Annotated in this window: 13 protein-coding genes; 7 read left to right on the top strand and 6 right to left on the bottom strand. The window is 69.4% G+C overall.

Annotated features, from left to right (window positions below; translation table 11 throughout):
- Positions 1-111: 111 nt before the first annotated feature.
- Complete coding sequence (locus tag LV75_RS13445) at positions 112-2,631, top strand: SdrD B-like domain-containing protein (RefSeq protein ID WP_253887212.1); 2,520 nt, start codon at positions 112-114, stop codon at positions 2,629-2,631.
- A gap of 614 nt (positions 2,632-3,245) precedes the next feature.
- On the opposite strand, the gene LV75_RS13440 is transcribed toward LV75_RS13445, so the two are convergent.
- The 4 genes from LV75_RS13440 to LV75_RS13425 all read right to left on the bottom strand — a co-directional run bounded on the left by LV75_RS13440 (position 3,246) and on the right by LV75_RS13425 (position 5,946).
- On the bottom strand, positions 3,246-3,572 hold the full coding sequence (locus LV75_RS13440) for a hypothetical protein (RefSeq protein WP_253887211.1): 327 nt from the start codon (positions 3,570-3,572) through the stop codon (positions 3,246-3,248).
- 18 nt (positions 3,573-3,590) lie between these two features.
- Positions 3,591-4,307, bottom strand: coding sequence for a pentapeptide repeat-containing protein (locus LV75_RS13435; RefSeq protein ID WP_253887210.1), 717 nt, complete (start codon positions 4,305-4,307; stop codon positions 3,591-3,593).
- A 31-nt stretch (positions 4,308-4,338) separates the two neighbouring features.
- Positions 4,339-4,533, bottom strand: coding sequence for a DUF4926 domain-containing protein (locus tag LV75_RS13430; RefSeq protein WP_253887209.1), 195 nt, complete (start codon positions 4,531-4,533; stop codon positions 4,339-4,341).
- Positions 4,534-4,641: 108 nt separating this feature from the next.
- On the bottom strand, positions 4,642-5,946 hold the full coding sequence (locus LV75_RS13425; protein WP_253887208.1) for a glycoside hydrolase family 18 protein: 1,305 nt from the start codon (positions 5,944-5,946) through the stop codon (positions 4,642-4,644).
- Between the two features lie 346 nt (positions 5,947-6,292).
- Between LV75_RS13425 and LV75_RS13420 the strand changes: the two genes are divergently transcribed.
- The 4 genes from LV75_RS13420 to LV75_RS13405 are packed head-to-tail and all read left to right on the top strand — an operon-like array spanning position 6,293 to position 11,995.
- Positions 6,293-6,820, top strand: coding sequence for a YbaB/EbfC family nucleoid-associated protein (locus tag LV75_RS13420; RefSeq protein WP_253887207.1), 528 nt, complete (start codon positions 6,293-6,295; stop codon positions 6,818-6,820).
- 4 nt (positions 6,821-6,824) lie between these two features.
- A complete protein-coding gene (locus LV75_RS13415) occupies positions 6,825-7,136 on the top strand; it encodes a type VII secretion target (protein WP_253887206.1) in 312 nt (103 codons plus the stop codon).
- Positions 7,137-11,441, top strand: a complete 4,305-nt coding sequence (locus tag LV75_RS13410; protein WP_253887205.1) for an RHS repeat-associated core domain-containing protein — start codon at positions 7,137-7,139, stop codon at positions 11,439-11,441.
- Positions 11,441-11,995, top strand: a complete 555-nt coding sequence (locus LV75_RS13405) for a hypothetical protein (protein ID WP_253887204.1) — start codon at positions 11,441-11,443, stop codon at positions 11,993-11,995. The genes LV75_RS13410 and LV75_RS13405 overlap by 1 nt, the downstream gene beginning before the upstream one ends.
- A gap of 32 nt (positions 11,996-12,027) precedes the next feature.
- Here the strand turns inward: LV75_RS13405 and LV75_RS13400 are convergent, their stop codons facing one another.
- Together LV75_RS13400 and LV75_RS13395 are read right to left on the bottom strand one after the other, a co-directional pair.
- The gene (locus tag LV75_RS13400) at positions 12,028-12,498 is read right to left on the bottom strand and encodes an NBR1-Ig-like domain-containing protein (protein ID WP_253887203.1); all 471 of its coding nucleotides are present in this window, start codon (positions 12,496-12,498) and stop codon (positions 12,028-12,030) included.
- A 5-nt stretch (positions 12,499-12,503) separates the two neighbouring features.
- Positions 12,504-12,869 carry a helix-turn-helix domain-containing protein gene (locus tag LV75_RS13395; protein ID WP_253887202.1) on the bottom strand — a complete coding sequence of 122 codons (366 nt, stop codon included), beginning with the start codon at positions 12,867-12,869 and terminating at the stop codon, positions 12,504-12,506.
- Positions 12,870-13,021: 152 nt separating this feature from the next.
- Here LV75_RS13395 and LV75_RS13390 point away from each other — a divergent pair, with 152 nt between their 5' ends.
- Both LV75_RS13390 and LV75_RS13385 read left to right on the top strand, forming a co-directional pair.
- Positions 13,022-13,426 (top strand): spore-associated protein A, encoded by a 405-nt coding sequence (locus LV75_RS13390; protein ID WP_253887201.1) that lies wholly within the window; start codon positions 13,022-13,024, stop codon positions 13,424-13,426.
- 829 nt (positions 13,427-14,255) lie between these two features.
- Positions 14,256-14,705, top strand: a complete 450-nt coding sequence (locus LV75_RS13385; RefSeq protein WP_253887200.1) for a DUF4383 domain-containing protein — start codon at positions 14,256-14,258, stop codon at positions 14,703-14,705.
- Positions 14,706-14,799: the final 94 nt, after the last annotated feature.

The following is a 14,799-nucleotide window of genomic DNA, read 5'->3' as shown; positions in this document are numbered from 1 at the left end:
ACGCTGTTGAGCTCGAATGCTCCGCACGCGGCGTGATCTTAACGGGCGGCTGATTCACCCCCATGATTCACCCGGTCGCCCGCACACAGCGAGTCACGCTTCTGGTTGTCTGTGGCGGTTCGCGACGACTTCCACGAGGGGACGGCGATGCGCCGGACAACCTGGCGATTCATGGGCGGGCAAACACGAGCGGGACTCGCTGTCGCGGTGCTCGCGTCCAGCGCGATGATCGGGACGCCCGGCGTCGCCGCCGCGGCCGCGCCGGACGGAACCGTGACGGTCCAGGTATTACGAGACTTCTTCGGCACTGGCGTCATCAACGCGACGATGGACGTGCCGCAGCGGGGCATCAACGTCCGGGTCGCCGACCGCGAAGGCCACGTGGTCACCGGAACCACTGATGCGACCGGCAAGGTCGTGGTTCCGCCGTCGACCGTGCTGGTTGGCGGGAGCTACCGCGTCGATGTCACGATTCCGGCGCCGTACAGCGACTACTTACGGGCCGCGCCCGCCTCGACGGCGACCAACCACTTCGACAGCTTCACGACGTTCGTCGAGGTGTCGAACGGCAAGAACGCCTCGGTGGTCACCGGGGTCTGGAACGCGGCGGACTACGCACTGCCGGATTCCCGGTACTTCGTTCCGGTCCAAAATGGAGGAATCGGGACGGACACCCGGGCGTTGGTGGCGTTCGGGGTGAACGCCAGGGGCACGTGTCCCGACCAGGTCGCATGCCCGACGACCCTCGCCACGCAGGCGCAGGTGGGCACGACTTTCGGCTTGGCCTATGACAAGTACCGCAATCGCCTGTTCCAGAGCGCGTTCGCCCGGCGGCACACCCTCTACGGACCCGATGGCGGCAACGCGATCCACACCGTGCCGGTCGACGGCGGCGGCGCACCGACGCTGTTCGCCAAGGTACCGGGCGCCGCGGTGACGCCACACGACACGGCAAACCTGGTCAAGGACGCTGGATTCACTGAGGCGCCGACAAAGGAGAGCATCGGCGGTCTCGCCTTGTCCGAGGACGGTTCCACGCTGTACGCGGTGAACCTCCTGACACGAAGCCTGGTCACCTTCGACGCGACCGGCAGCACCGCCACGACACCGCTGGCCACGGTGCCGATCCCTGACCCGGGTTGCGCGGCAGCCACCGACTGGCGACCTTTCGCAGTGTCCGCACACGACAATGCGCTCTACGTAGGTGGGGTGTGCAGCGCGGAGAGCACCCAGAACCGGGCGGATCTGAAGGCCGTCGTCTACGCCTACAAGGGCTCACAGTTCGCCACGGTACTGACCCAGCCGCTCGGTTTCGAACGCGGCGAGATCCTCGTGGGCTCGACCGGTAGCGCGCAGGGCAACCACTGGAACCCTTGGGACACCGCACTGGCGACGTGGGGCACGCACGACGTGAACGGCGGCGGCTCGATGATCGACCCGCAGCCGCAACTGGCCAGCCTGGCCTTCGCCCGTGACGGATCGATGATCCTCGGCTTCCGCGACCGGTTCATGGACGTCGTGGCCTGGGGCGGGCTGGACCCGCGACCGGGCAACAACGCCGCGCAGAACGGGTTCTCCGGCGGAGACATCAACATGGCTTGCGCCACCCCCGCCGGTGGGTACGAGTGGGAGGGCACCGGGAACTGCCCCGACCACGCGGCGACGACCAACGACGGCCAGCAGGGCGCCGGGGTGGTCGAGTACTTCCCCGGCGACTACTTCGCCCCGTCGGGCCCCGCGACGCGCGGACCGCACCAGGAGTCCGCGCAGGGCGCGGTCGCCTACATCCCCCAGCAGCAATGGGTGGTCAGCACGCAGATGGACCCGACGACCCGCGTCATCACCGGCGGGACCGGCTACTACAACATTGCGACCGGCCAAGGACCCGGCAACAACCCAGCCGCCAACGCGTACGAGTTCGTCGGCCCGAACCAGAACGGGTTCGGCAAGGCGGGTGGGCTCGGCGCCATCGCCTACCAGGCGGCGAACGCGCCCATCCAGATCGGCAACCTGGTGTGGTTCGACGGGGACCACAACGGTGTCCAGGACCCGGGCGACGTGCGGCTGCCGGGCGCGACGATCACCCTGGTGGACGCCGACGGCAAGCAGGTCGCCACCACCAAGACCGACGCGGCGGGCGAGTACTACTTCGGTGGCGTGGGCGCGGCCTACGAGCTCACGCGCGGCGCGAAGTACACAGTCCGGTTCAACGCCTGCACCGCGGACACCGCCAAGGTCCCCGACCGCCCAGCCGCGACCGACCTGCGGTTCACCCTCCCCCTGGTCGGCACCGACCGCGTCCACGACTCCAACGTGCCCCCGCCGACCACCGGCCAACTCTGCGCCGGATCCGGCCCCGTCACCGCGCCGAACAACCCCGGCGAGGTCGACCACACCATCGACGCGGGCGTGTACATCCCGAAACCGGACCCGACAACGACACCAGCCCCCACGACGACCACATCGACGACGACCGCGCCGCCGCCCGCACCGAGCGGCTCGCGCCCGCCGCCCCTGGCTGAAACGGGTGTCTCGGGCATCCCGTGGCTGGTCGGCCTCGGCGTCTTGGTGCTCGGCGCGGGTTCAGCGCTCATCTTCCTGAGCCGGAAACGTCGCACCAAGCGGAACTGAGAGCCTGGTCTGCCCGCCCGTTCAGCTCACGGGCGGGCAGACCACGGCCACGAACGGGTGAAAATCCGGCCCTTCCCCCACAGATCCCAGGTCCGAGTTATCCACAACCCGCCCCGCCATCCACAGCTTTCCGCCGCCCCCTTCCGCGGGGTTGACACCCGGTAGACTGGCACCGGGGCCGCCCCCCGGAGAGGGTGGGGGCCGGGCGCCACTCGTCGCGTGCGCGCGCGGGGAGGGGGCTGGGGGCGGATTGGGTGGTGGGCTTTGAGTGGTCCGGGGGGACGATGTTCGGGTTGTTGGCGGCGGGGGCTGGAGTAGCCAATCCGGCGGAGACGGCAGTGGGCAGGTAGGCGGGGGCGTTCATCTGGGAGTGGAACGGGGATACCAGGCAGCGGGCGTGGGGGCACTTGGCCGGTCGGCATCGCGGCGGGGGCGACGGTCGAGCACGCGGATGGCCGGTGTCGCGGGGGTGCCGTGTAGCGGGAGGATAAGGGGCGTAGAACAGCGACCCGATTGCCTGACGCCGAAGTGCGAGGTCGCCACCCGGTCACGCGGTTGGGCGAATCAGTAGCAGCACGGCCACCGCCGCGAATCCGAACATGTACACGATGTGGTCAGCATCCGTTCGGCTTGCTCGATGTACTGGGGCTGTCGCAGTTCGTGCGCCAGGTCTCGAGCGTGATCTCGATGTGCGCCAGCGAGTGCACCGGCGTTCCGGCACCTCCGTGCTGGACGATGGTGCGGGCCTCGTCGACCCAGACCATGTCGAACCCGTGCAAGTGCTGCAACGCCGAGTCGGTCATCACGTCCTCGACGAGCAGCTCGCCCTCGACCCACGGCGCGGCCCACTCGTGGGCGGCATCACGACTGATGGTGCCGTCCAGCACGCCCCGCCACATCCGTGCGACAGCGTCTCGGGTCGGTTCCTCGGGTGTGGCCACTGGTCCCTCCGACAGAGCTCAGGTGCTCGCGAGTCTGACCAGGTCCACGATCTTGTCGTACATGTCCAGCCCCGCATAGGTCTTGCTGTCCCAGGTCGCGGCCGTGAACAGGAAATGCCGCTGCCCGCCCGCCAAGCGCATCATATCCACTTCCACGGTCGCCACGATCCGCTCTTTGGCAGGGGAATCCGGCCATGCCTTCGCGAGGTCGAGCATCCTCGGCAACACGGTCGCGCCGTCCTCCACGAGGACGACGCCGGAGGTGGGCAACCGCTGGTCGAGCAGGTCGATGCCACCGCGGAAAGCCACTCCGGACAACGTGGCGCCGCTGAAGTCGTTGCCCTCGAACCGGTTGGTCGTGCGACCGATCATTCGCGCGTCCATGGGTGACATGGCGCCCGCGAAGTTGGTCTCACTGATCCGCCCGGTGAACACGCAGTCGATGAGCTCGATCGAGTCGCAGAGCCACTTCACCACGCGGGTGCCGCGGAACGTGCACCGCTCGAAACGCGCGACGCCAGGCGAGAGGGCGCTGAGGTGGGCCTTGTCGAACGTGCAGTCCACGTACTCCGAGGTCTCGACGCCCGCGCCGAAGCACGCCTGGCGGATCCTGGTCCCGTTGAATGAACACCGCTCGAACCGCGCGGCCACCGCCGTGAAGTAGTCGAGGTCAAGCCCCTCGAACGACTCCCTTATGTGGAAACCCTCTACATCCAGGCTCTTACCGGACGGCACAGTTCCACTCCTGCGTTGTAATAGTGGACCCTCACCAGGGCTCAAGTTCTTCAGGGGCAAAGCTTCCCTGGTACAGGGTGCGTCCGTTCTCGTCGGCGACCTCGATCTCGTACCCGGGGACCGGCGCCTCGAAGACGACCACAACCGTGCCGCAAGCGCCTGCTGCGAGGCCCTCTTGCGGCCGTCCGTTCTTGACGCGTACCAGGTCGAACAATGCGAAAGTCATGATCACCTCATCGCCAGGGCCTGGACCAGCATATTCCGGAGGTGGACGACAGGCGGGAATGACACCGCCCCGCTCACCGGGTTGGTGAGCGGGGCGGGCAGGTTGGGGTCAGCGTCGGTGCAGGCCCGAGGACAGGGCACGGATGAGTTCACCCTGCGGGGTGTCACCGTCGAGGGACCAGATCATGGCGCCGCCCAGGTTGCGGTCTCGGATGTAGCGGCCCTTGCGGGTGAGCTCGGTCGGGTCGTCGTAGGTCCAGAAGGTGGTGCCGTCGAACAGCCAGGCGTGGCCCGCCTTGTTGTCGCGGTGCAGCTTGTACTTGCCGCTCGTCAGCAGGCCCTTGAGGATGCGGTAGTCGTCGTAACCCGCTTCGTAGGTGCCGGGCGCGGGGCCGGTGGATTGCTGGAACAGGCCGTTGTTCTGGTTGGGCAGACCGGTCCAGCCCCGGCCGTAGTACGGGACGCCGAGGGTGATCTTGTCGCGGGGGGTGCCGCGCTGCAGGTAGGCGTCGACGACGATCTCGGCGCTGTCCTTGGGGGTGGTGGGGTCGCCGTCGGGGACGCGGAGGGCGGATTGCTGGTTGGCGGTCCGTTCCCAGGCGCCGTGGTAGTCGTAGCCCTGGATGGTGGCGAAGGTCAGCAGCCGGAACACCTCGGTGACCTCGAACCCGCGGTCGAGGGCCTCGCGGTTGGCGGGCAGGAACGCGGTGAGGTCGTAGCGCTTGTGGTCGGCGAAGCCCTGCCGGTCGAGCTGGGTGCGGTATTCGCGCAGCAGCGCGGTGAAGTTCTGCTTGTCCTCAGGCCGAACGACGTTCCCGGTGTTGCCCTCGGTCGCGGGCCATTCCCAGTCCAGGTCGATGCCGTCGAAGATGCCCTTGGCGGCGCCGCCGGGAGCCCCGGGCAGGTTGCCCTTGAGCCACAAGTCGATGCACGACTTCACGTGCGCCGCGCGGGATTGCGGGGTCAGCGCGGCGTTGGAGAAGTACGTGGAGCCGATCCAGCCGCCGAGCGAGATGTAGACGCGCAGCTTCGGGTACTTCTGCTTGAGCTGCTTGAGCTGGTTCAGGTTGCCCGCGAGCGGCTGACCGGGCCGATCGGCCTTGCCGTTGACCGAATCCCGCGCCGGGACCAACCGCTGGTAGTCGGCCACCGGGTCGGAGCTGACGCAGCCGCCCCGTTCGTCGAGCAGGCCGAAGGCGTAGTTGATGTGGGTGAGCCGCGACGCCGTGCCGTTGTCCACGAGGTAGCGGGCGGGGATGCCCCGATCCTTGTAGCTCCACTGCGTGTAGTACCCGACCGTGCGGACCCCATCGCCGCCACCGCCACCGTGGGCCTGAGCTGGCGTCCCGACGACCGCCACCCCGACCGCCAAGGCGCTCGCCGCGACTAAGGCGCCCCACCGCTTCCCGGACATGGTCCTCCTCCAACCGGCATCATGGTCCAGACCAATCTAGGCCAAGATCGAGACTCCCGATACGGCCAGACGGGGCGATCCGGACACCGCACGCCGCGGTCGACGGGGATCCGGTCCGGGCCCACCCACGCCAGTCCACACAGGATCACCCGCACACACCTTGACGTTGCGCGGCCTTGCGGCCTGTGATCTGCGGAGATGTCGCCGCGGGGGTCCACCGAGTCAGGCTTGCCCCGGCGGAACCCGCTCGTGGGGTCGCGCGTCAGAGCACAGATCCGCCCGCCGGCCTCCCCCGGTGGGCGGGGTTTCGCACGGTGTACCAACGATCGACCGCTGGAGCCCTGGGATGAGTGACCCGCTTGCTGACACGGCCAGGATGCTCGACGGTTGGGAGCGTGACGCCGCCGAGAAGGCGGCTCGGTTCCAGGCGTTGAACGAGCGTGTGGCCGGTGTCTCGATCACCGAGTCAGTCGCGGGTGGGGCGGTGAGCGCGACCGTCGGGAACAACGGTTTGCCGACGAACATCGCGATGACCGAGCGGGTGCGGCAGATGTCGCCCGATGAGATCGCCGGGCACGTCATGGCCGCGATCCGCAAGGCGCAGTCCAGGTACCCGCAGGTGCTGTCCGAGCTCGTGGCCGAGACGGTCGGCACGGACCCCGCGGGCCAGTTCATCCTCGACAGCGCCTACGCCAACTTCCCCGCTCCCGTCGACGAAGAGACACCGAGCGGACCGCGGTCGCACATCGGCGAACTACCGGACGAAGTGGACACTCCGCCGCCGCCTCGCAGACGTGCGACGCGCGACAGCAACAACGACAGCAGCGGCGACGAGGACTTCGGCGACTCGTCCATCTTGAGGCGAGGGGACTAGCGAGATGTCCGGCTACGACGTCGTGACCGCGGAGCTGACCTCGCACGCGAGCAAGGTGGCCGCACTCGCGGCCCGGCTGCGCGGCGCGGTCGACGCGGCGAACACCGTGACCATGGACGACAGCGCCTACGGGGTCGTCTGCCAGCCGTTCGCGATGCTGCTGCAGCCGTTCGAGGAGATGGGAGTCCGCGCGCTCCAGCAGGCCACCGACACCGTCGACACCACCGCGGGCCAGGTGCGGGACACGGTCGAGGGCTACGAGTCGAACGAGACCGCGGAGGCCGCTTCCTTCGGCTCGATCGAAGGAGCGCTCTAAGTGACCAACCCGCTCATCGCCCAGCCGAAGGACACCACCACCGCGTTCACCGGCATCGGTATCGCGGAAGCCGCGGACGGGCTGGCCCACGGGATCAGCAACGGTGACTGGGTGGAGGCCGGGCTCTCCGCCGCCGGGGTCGGCCTCGAGGTCTTATCGATGGTGATCGACCCGCTGGGCACCCTGGCCGCCTACGGCGTGTCCTGGCTGATCGAGCACGTCAAGCCACTGAAAGACGCGCTCGACTGGTTCGCGGGCAACCCGCCGGTGATCCAGTCCTTCTCCGACACCTGGCTCAACGTGGCCAACGAGGTCAACGCGGTCGCCGCTGACCTCGCCACGGAGTGCTCGGCGGGCACCGCCGGATGGACCGGCCCCGCCGCCGAGGCCTACCGGGCCCACGCCGCCGAGACCGCGGACGCGGTCACCGGTGCCTCCGCGCTGGCCGAGGGCATCTCGGCCGGGGTCATGCTCATGGGCCAGGTCGTGGCGTTCGTCCGCGAGTTCATCCGCGATCTGGTCGCCGAACTGGTCGGCAGGCTCATCGTCTGGGCCTTGGAGCTCGCCGCCACGCTCGGGCTGGCGACGCCGCTGGTCGTCGCGCAGGCGACCTCGGCGATCTCGAAGGTCGTCAGCAAGGTCACCACGGTCGTGCGCAAGCTGATCAAGACGATCAGCAACGTGGCGCCGCGGATCCGCAAGGTTGTCGACAAGCTGGACGAGATCATCGCGAAGCTGGCCAAGCTCGCCCGCCGCGGCGACGGCCCCGCCGCCCCGCACAGCCCGCACACCACCCCGGCGAAGGTCGACGGCGCCACGGCCCCGTCCGGCTCGACCACCCCCAACACGGCCACGTCCCCGAACTCCACGACCACGCCATCGAGCACAACGACACCGAGCTCGACGACCTCGACGCCTGACACCAGCACGCCCGGCAGTTCGACCACCCAGTCAAGCACGACCAGTCCCACCGGGTCCAAGCCGGGCGGCAACCCCAAGGCCAGGGACAACACCGACCCGACCAAGGACAGCAGGCCCAACGACGGCAAGTGCACCGGCGGCGACCCGGTCGACCTGGCCACCGGCGAGATGCTGATGACCCAGACCGACCTCGAGCTACCGGGCGTGCTGCCGCTGGTGCTGTCCAGGACGCACATCTCGACCTACCGGCTCGGCCGCTCGTTCGGCCCCACCTGGGCGTCCACCCTGGATCAGCGGGTCGAGCCCGATCCCCTGGGTGTCTGCTACGTCGCCGACGACGGCACCACCCTGGCCTTCCCGACCCCGCCCGCCGACGGCTCCCCCGTCCGCCCGGCCCGGGGCGCCCGCTGGGCGCTGCGCGTGGCGGCGGGCGGGTACACCGTGACCAACCCGTCCGACGGCGTCGTGCGCCACTTCACCGGGCCAGGGCTGCTGCTGTCCGGGATCGCCGACCGCAACGGCAACCGGGTCGAGGTCCAGCGGGACGAGGCGGGCACACCGACGGCGCTCTCGCACAACGGCGGGTACCGGGTAGCTGTGGACTCGGCTAACGGCCTGGTGACCGGCCTGCGCCTAGTCCGCCCCGGCAACCAGGACATCGCGCTCGTCGGCTACGGCTACGCGGGGACGCGACTGTCCACGGTGGCCAACTCGTCCGGTCGCGTGCTGCGCTTCGACTACGACGCCGCCGGGCGGGTGACTAAGTGGACCGACCGCAACGGGCACTGGTACGCCTACCGCTACGGCCCCGACGGTCGCGTGGTCAGCACTGACGGCAGCGGCGGCGCGTTGGCCTGCTCGATCGAGTACGACACTGCGAGCCGCGTGACGACCTATCGCGATTCGCGGGGCGCCGTGACCTCTTACCACTTCGATCGGGACTGGCAGCTCACCCGGCAGGTCGACCCGCTCGGCGCGACGACGGCGTACGAGTACGACGAGCACGGCCGCACGAGCGCCACAACCGATCCACTGGGCAACACCACGCGCTACGAGTACGGCCTCGGCGACGACCCGACCCGGGTCATCCGCCCGGATGGCAGCCAGACGTTCACGGTCGAGGACAGCGATGGTCTGCCTATAGAGGTCGTCGAGGCGACGGGTGCGCGGTGGCGCTACCGGCGGGACGAGCACGGCAACATCGTCGAGTCCATAGATCCGACGGGCGCCGTCACACGAACCACCTACAACGCGCTAGGCCACCGGGTCAGCGAGACCGACGCGCTGGGCAACACCTACCGCATCCACACCGACGCGCGAGGCCTGACCGTCGCCGTCACCGACCCGCTTGGCCGCACGACGCGCGCCGACCGCGACGAGTTCGGCCGGATCACCACCGAGGTCGACCCGCTGGGCGGCACGACCCGCACCAGGTGGACCGTCGAGGGCAAGCCGCTGACCCGGGTCCGCCCGGACGGGACCGTGGAGCGGTGGCGGCACGACCCCGAGGGCAACCTGGTCGAGTACTCGGTGGGCGACGGCCCGGCGCTCTCGCTCACCACGACCCACTTCGACCTGCCCACCGCCCAGGTCAACGCGGACGGCAGCCGGGTGGAGTTCGAGTACGACACCGAGCTCAACCTGGTGAAGGTGACCAACGCGCAGGGCCTGGAGTGGCGCTACGAGTACGACGCGGCGGGCGGCCTCGTGCGGGAGATCGACTTCAACGGTCGCGCGATCGCCTACGAGCGGGACGCTGCGGGCAGGCTCGCGCGCAAGACCACCAGCGTCGGCGAGACGACCACGTACCACCGGGACGCGCTGGGCAACGTCGTCACCGTCGAGTCACCCGCGGACACCACCCACTTCACCTACGACGCCGCCGGGCGCATCCTCACCGCGACCGGGCACGCCGCGACGGTCACGCTGACCAGGGATATCGTCGGGCAGGTGACCGCCGAGACGCTCAACGGCAAGACGGTGACCTCGACGTACGACCCGCTCGGCAGGCGGGTCCACCGGCGCACGCCCGGCGGCGTCAAGTCGACCTGGACCTACGACGCCGTCGGCACGCTCGCCGCGCTGTCCTCCGGCGGGCGGCGGCTGGCGTTCGCCTACGACGACGCGGGCCGGGAGGTCAGCCGGTCGACCGCGACGGGGATGCGGTTGACCCAGACCTGGGACGCGGAGGGCAGGCTCGCGGGCCAGGCCGTCGGGGGCAAGCAGCGCGCCTTCCACTACCGCGCCGACGGCAACATCACCGAGATCGCCGACTCCACCACCGGGCGGCGGCGCTTCGATCTCGACCCGTACGGGCGGGTCAACCAGGTGCACAGCAGCCGCTGGTCGGAGCGCTACCAATACGACGTGGCGGGCAACCTGACCGGCGCAACCGCACCGGGCGCCGCTGCCGGTCCGTGGCGGTACGCGGGGACGATGTTGCACGCGGCGGGCGACACGCGGTACCAGTACGACGGCGGGGGCCGGGTGACGCGCAAGGAGCACGGGTCCGACGTGTGGCGCTACACCTGGAACTCCGACGACCAACTGGTCGAGTTGATCACGCCGGACAACAGCGTCTGGCGTTACCGCTACGACGCGCTGGGGCGGCGGATCGCGAAGGAGCGGCACGCGAGCGGCCAGGTCGTCGAACGGGTCGACTTCATCTGGGACGGGACCGCGCTGGCCGAGCAGACCACGGCGGGCCGCACGACCACGTGGGACTACGACCCGAAGAGTCACCGGCCGTACACCCAGATCGTGGACGACCGGTTCTACGCGATCGTCACCGATCTCGTTGGCACGCCTACGGAGTTGGTCGACGAGCAGGGCGCGGTGGCCTGGTTCGGCCAGAGCACGACATGGGGTCTGCCGGTCGTGGAGGGCGGCACGGCGTCGACGCCGCTGCGGTTCCCCGGGCAGTACCACGACCGGGAATCCGGCCTGCACTACAACTACTTCCGTTACTACGACCCGGAAACCGGCCGCTACGCCAGCCCGGACCCGATCGGCCTCGCGGGTGGCTACGCCCCGCACAGCTACGTGCCCAACCCGCTGACCTGGCTCGACCCCGTGGGCCTCGCGCTGCTGGACGTCATCAAGAACGGCGTCCGCATCGTCGTCCACGAGTACGACGTCGACCGGCCCGCGCACGCGCACGTGACCGGCCGGGGCCAAGAGGTCCGCATCGGCCCGAACGGCCACCCGATCGACGGCCAGCCCGAACTGACCGGCCAACAACGGCAGGTGGTCGAGCAGTTCAAGGCGGAGGTCCGCAAGGCGGTGCGCAAACTGGGTCGCCGCAACCAGGCGGAGGAGCGGGCCGAACGCGAGGAACGCGCGCGCCGCGAGGCCGAGCGGGCCTGCCAGCGGGGTCGGCGCTGATGACCCGAGCCGACTTGGCCGCCCTGCTGGCGGCCGCGGACGTCACCGACGTGGATATCGACGCCGCCATGGCCGACGAGCACGTGCGTTCGTCGGCCTACCGGCAGGTCGTGTCGGCGGTCGCGGAGGGGCCGCGCGGCGACCTCGACGAGATCGTCGTACGCGTCTTCTTGCGGGACCCGGTGAACGTGGTCGCAAAGTCCGCCGTTGTTGCGTTCATTGACGCGGTCGCGCCAACTTTCTCTGACTCAGCCGGATTCGAGCGTTGGGCTGCCGCCTTGGCTCCGGAGTTCGAGCATCTCGCCACACCAACCGAACGCGAGTTCGTCCGCCACCGCATCCACGACTGGACGACCTACCTGGCTATCGCGTCGGGCGAGATCCCGGCGGCCGCGGACTTGGCTACGACCAGCAACTGGATGCAGAGCCTGCTGGCAAGTGAGTCCACCTCACTACCAGTCCTCGCCGCGCTGGCGGAATCGGGCAGCACCAAGAAGATCCGGAACGCAGCCCAGAACCGCGCGGGTAGCCGCCAACTCAGAGACGGGCGCTAGTTCGAGCGCCCGCGCGGGTTGGCCGTGCGGCGCTACCCGTGCACGTGGACGAGGAAGTACACCGGGCGCGACGAGGGGAAGAAGCGCCGCCCGTCCACGTCCACCATCTTCCACTTGACCATGCAGGTCGTGGCCGCCGCGGGCGCGGTGACGTTGACACTGATCTTCACCCGGTCGTTGGGCAACGTGTCGCCGATGGCGATGCGGTCAGGGGTCTGACACGCGTCCGGCGCCACCGGGAGGTCCTCGCGTTCGAGGTAGCGGCCACGCCAGATCGCCAGGCCCGCGTTCTCGATCTCCCAGACCTTGGTGAAGTGGGCTCCGGGAGCGACCACCGTGCCATCGGGGATGGTGATGTCGCCGACGAACCGGGCCCGATCATCGGCGACCAGGGGTCCCGGCACCTGCGGGGTGCTCGGCGCCGGTGCTCCCGCCTCGGTGTCCTGGCTGCTCGGGATCAGCAGCACCAGGATGGCGATCGCTAGCGCGGCACCGGCGGCCAACAGGATCAGCAGGCGCCGAGGGCCGCGCTCACGGGCATCGGTGGTGGAGCCGCCGGGCGCGGGTTCGGCTTCTTCGGGTTCGGCTTCCTCCGCAGCGGCATCGCCCGGCCCGGCCGGTGCCGACGCGGCGACCCAGCGCGCTCGCCACTCCTGCTCGTCCCGGCGCAGGCCCGGACGAACTCGCGGGTCGCTTCCCAGGACGGGAGCCGCGCGCCGGAGAGGCAGTCGTGCAAGGTCGTGTGCGAGATACGACCCGAGCGGGCCGCCATCTGCCGCAACGAGGGCTGCCCCGCCGCCGCCCGCAGTTCCCGCAGGTGCTCGGCGAACCGACGAGCAGCCTCCCGCCGCGATTCACCGTGCTCGTCGAGCATCGATGGCTCCCCTGTCAGGACTGTTGTCAGGGTGTGTAAACCCCTGTCGGACAACGTACGGACCGTGTGATCTTCGCAGGGTCGGGCAGCACGGACATCGACTGAACGCGTGATGGCCCGCTGCGCGATCACCCAACGACGAGGGGAACACGATGAGAGTGGCTCGCAATGCGGTCGCTGCCCTGGCGGCGGTCGGGATGGCACTGGGCACGGCGGTCTTGGTACCCGGGGTCGCGACCGCGGCCTCCTACAACGGCGCCTGCGGCAGCGGGTACGGCGTGGTCAACCGATACGACCTGATCGGCGGCACGGTGTTCCTCACCTACAGCAGGAGCAGCGGCCTCAACTGCGTCGTGACCGTGCGCGACAACCCCGGCCCCAAGCTGCCGATGACCGCGAAGGTCTCGCGGTCCGACGAGCTCACCTGGGTCGAAGACATGGGCGACTACGGCACGTACGCGGGTCCGGTGTACCGCCACGCCGCAGGCGTGTGCGTCGACTGGGGTGGGGCCATCGACTCCGACAGCGTGACGGTCTGGCGGACCAACTGCGGCTAGTGGCACGACCCGACCGGCAACCGCTCCCGGGTGGCGGTTGCCGGTCGGCACCGGCGGTGGCGGACGAGAGAGGGCTGCAATGACGGGGTTCTAGTGGCTCGACTCAGAACGTTGGCCGTGTATCGGCGGGTCCACGGCGTGGCCGGCAAGGCGCCGGAACGTCCTCGTACTGGATGTACTTGGGCGTTTCGGCAACGCCGCCAGGCACGTCGTGGGCGGGTCGAGACATGGTCGACGTTCTGGGTCGCGCCACTAGTGGTGCAGGGCTCCGGTGGTCCGCCAATTCGCTGCCCTGGTCCCAGGTGATCGAGTTATTCATGAACTCGGGAAGTTGTGACACGCGTGGGGCAACAGTGCCGCGACTGGGTCGACCTACCTGACCATCGAGATCCCCACGACCGTCAACTTGGCGGCGACGAGCACCTGGATGCAAGGCCTGCTGGCAGTGAGTCCACCTCACTGCCAGTCCTCACCGCGTTGGCGGAATCGGGCGGCACCAGCAAGATCCGCAGAACGGCCCAGAACCGCGCGGGCGGCCGCTTGTTCAGAGGCGGGCGCTAACTCACGTCGTCAGTGCGTGTTGTCCGCCTCGCGCCAACCGGTGGTGATGCGTACCCGCATCACCACGGCTACCTGCCCACGTGCCCCAAGCAGGCGGAGCCGGCCGCCACGTGGAGCGGTCGCCTGTTTACTCCCGTCGCACGGTGGTATCCGGGCCGGGTAGTGGAGGAACTTCGACATCGCTCGAGTACCCCGGCCCCCGGTGCTCATTCCCGCGCCTCTGCAACAGCGCCGCACAGGGCGCCCACCACGATACGAGGAGCGATACATGACCACCTCGCGCACCACGTCCACCAAGCAACCGGTTCAGCTGGCCGCGACCGTCGTCGGCGCGGTGTTCCTGCTCGTCGGGATCCTGGGTTTCATCCCCGGCGCCACCACCAACTACGACCAGCTCACCTTCGCGGGCCACCACTCCGAGGCGGCCCTGCTCGGGGTCTTCGCCGTCTCGGTGCTGCACAACCTCGTGCACCTCGCCTTCGGCGTCGCGGGCCTGGCGCTGGGCCGCACCGCGAGCAGTGCCCGGTCGTACCTGATCGGCGGCGGAGTCGTCTACCTCGTGCTCTGGCTGTACGGGATCGTCATCGACCACGACAGCGCCGCCAACTTCGTGCCGGTCAACACCGCCGACAACTGGCTGCACCTCGGTCTGGCCATCGGCATGATCGGCCTCGGCGTGGCCCTGTCCAGGAATCGCAGCGCCACCTCGTCCCGGTAGTCGCTGCCCTCGACGGCGTTGGGCGCCTGTGGCGACCGTGACCCCGGTCGGCCTCGGACCTGATGGGGCTATCCAGAGCCGGGGTGCTCGGTCG

The organism is Actinokineospora diospyrosa (assembly GCF_024171925.1).
Classification (GTDB): domain Bacteria; phylum Actinomycetota; class Actinomycetes; order Mycobacteriales; family Pseudonocardiaceae; genus Actinokineospora; species Actinokineospora diospyrosa.
The sequence above is the reverse complement of the archived record's forward strand: the minus strand, read 5'-3'. Positions and strand labels throughout refer to the sequence as shown.

What these genes read in the sequence shown, in the direction of transcription:
- LV75_RS13405 (WP_253887204.1), top strand. Translation starts at nt 11,441, where the DNA reads ATGACCCGAGCCGACTTGGCCGCCCTGCTGGCGGCCGCGGACGTCACC.
- LV75_RS13385 (WP_253887200.1), top strand. Translation starts at nt 14,256, where the DNA reads ATGACCACCTCGCGCACCACGTCCACCAAGCAACCGGTTCAGCTGGCC.
- LV75_RS13425 (WP_253887208.1), bottom strand. Translation starts at nt 5,946, where the DNA reads ATGTCCGGGAAGCGGTGGGGCGCCTTAGTCGCGGCGAGCGCCTTGGCG.
- LV75_RS13420 (WP_253887207.1), top strand. Translation starts at nt 6,293, where the DNA reads ATGAGTGACCCGCTTGCTGACACGGCCAGGATGCTCGACGGTTGGGAG.
- LV75_RS13390 (WP_253887201.1), top strand. Translation starts at nt 13,022, where the DNA reads ATGAGAGTGGCTCGCAATGCGGTCGCTGCCCTGGCGGCGGTCGGGATG.
- LV75_RS13415 (WP_253887206.1), top strand. Translation starts at nt 6,825, where the DNA reads ATGTCCGGCTACGACGTCGTGACCGCGGAGCTGACCTCGCACGCGAGC.
- LV75_RS13430 (WP_253887209.1), bottom strand. Translation starts at nt 4,533, where the DNA reads ATGACTTTCGCATTGTTCGACCTGGTACGCGTCAAGAACGGACGGCCG.
- LV75_RS13395 (WP_253887202.1), bottom strand. Translation starts at nt 12,869, where the DNA reads ATGCTCGACGAGCACGGTGAATCGCGGCGGGAGGCTGCTCGTCGGTTC.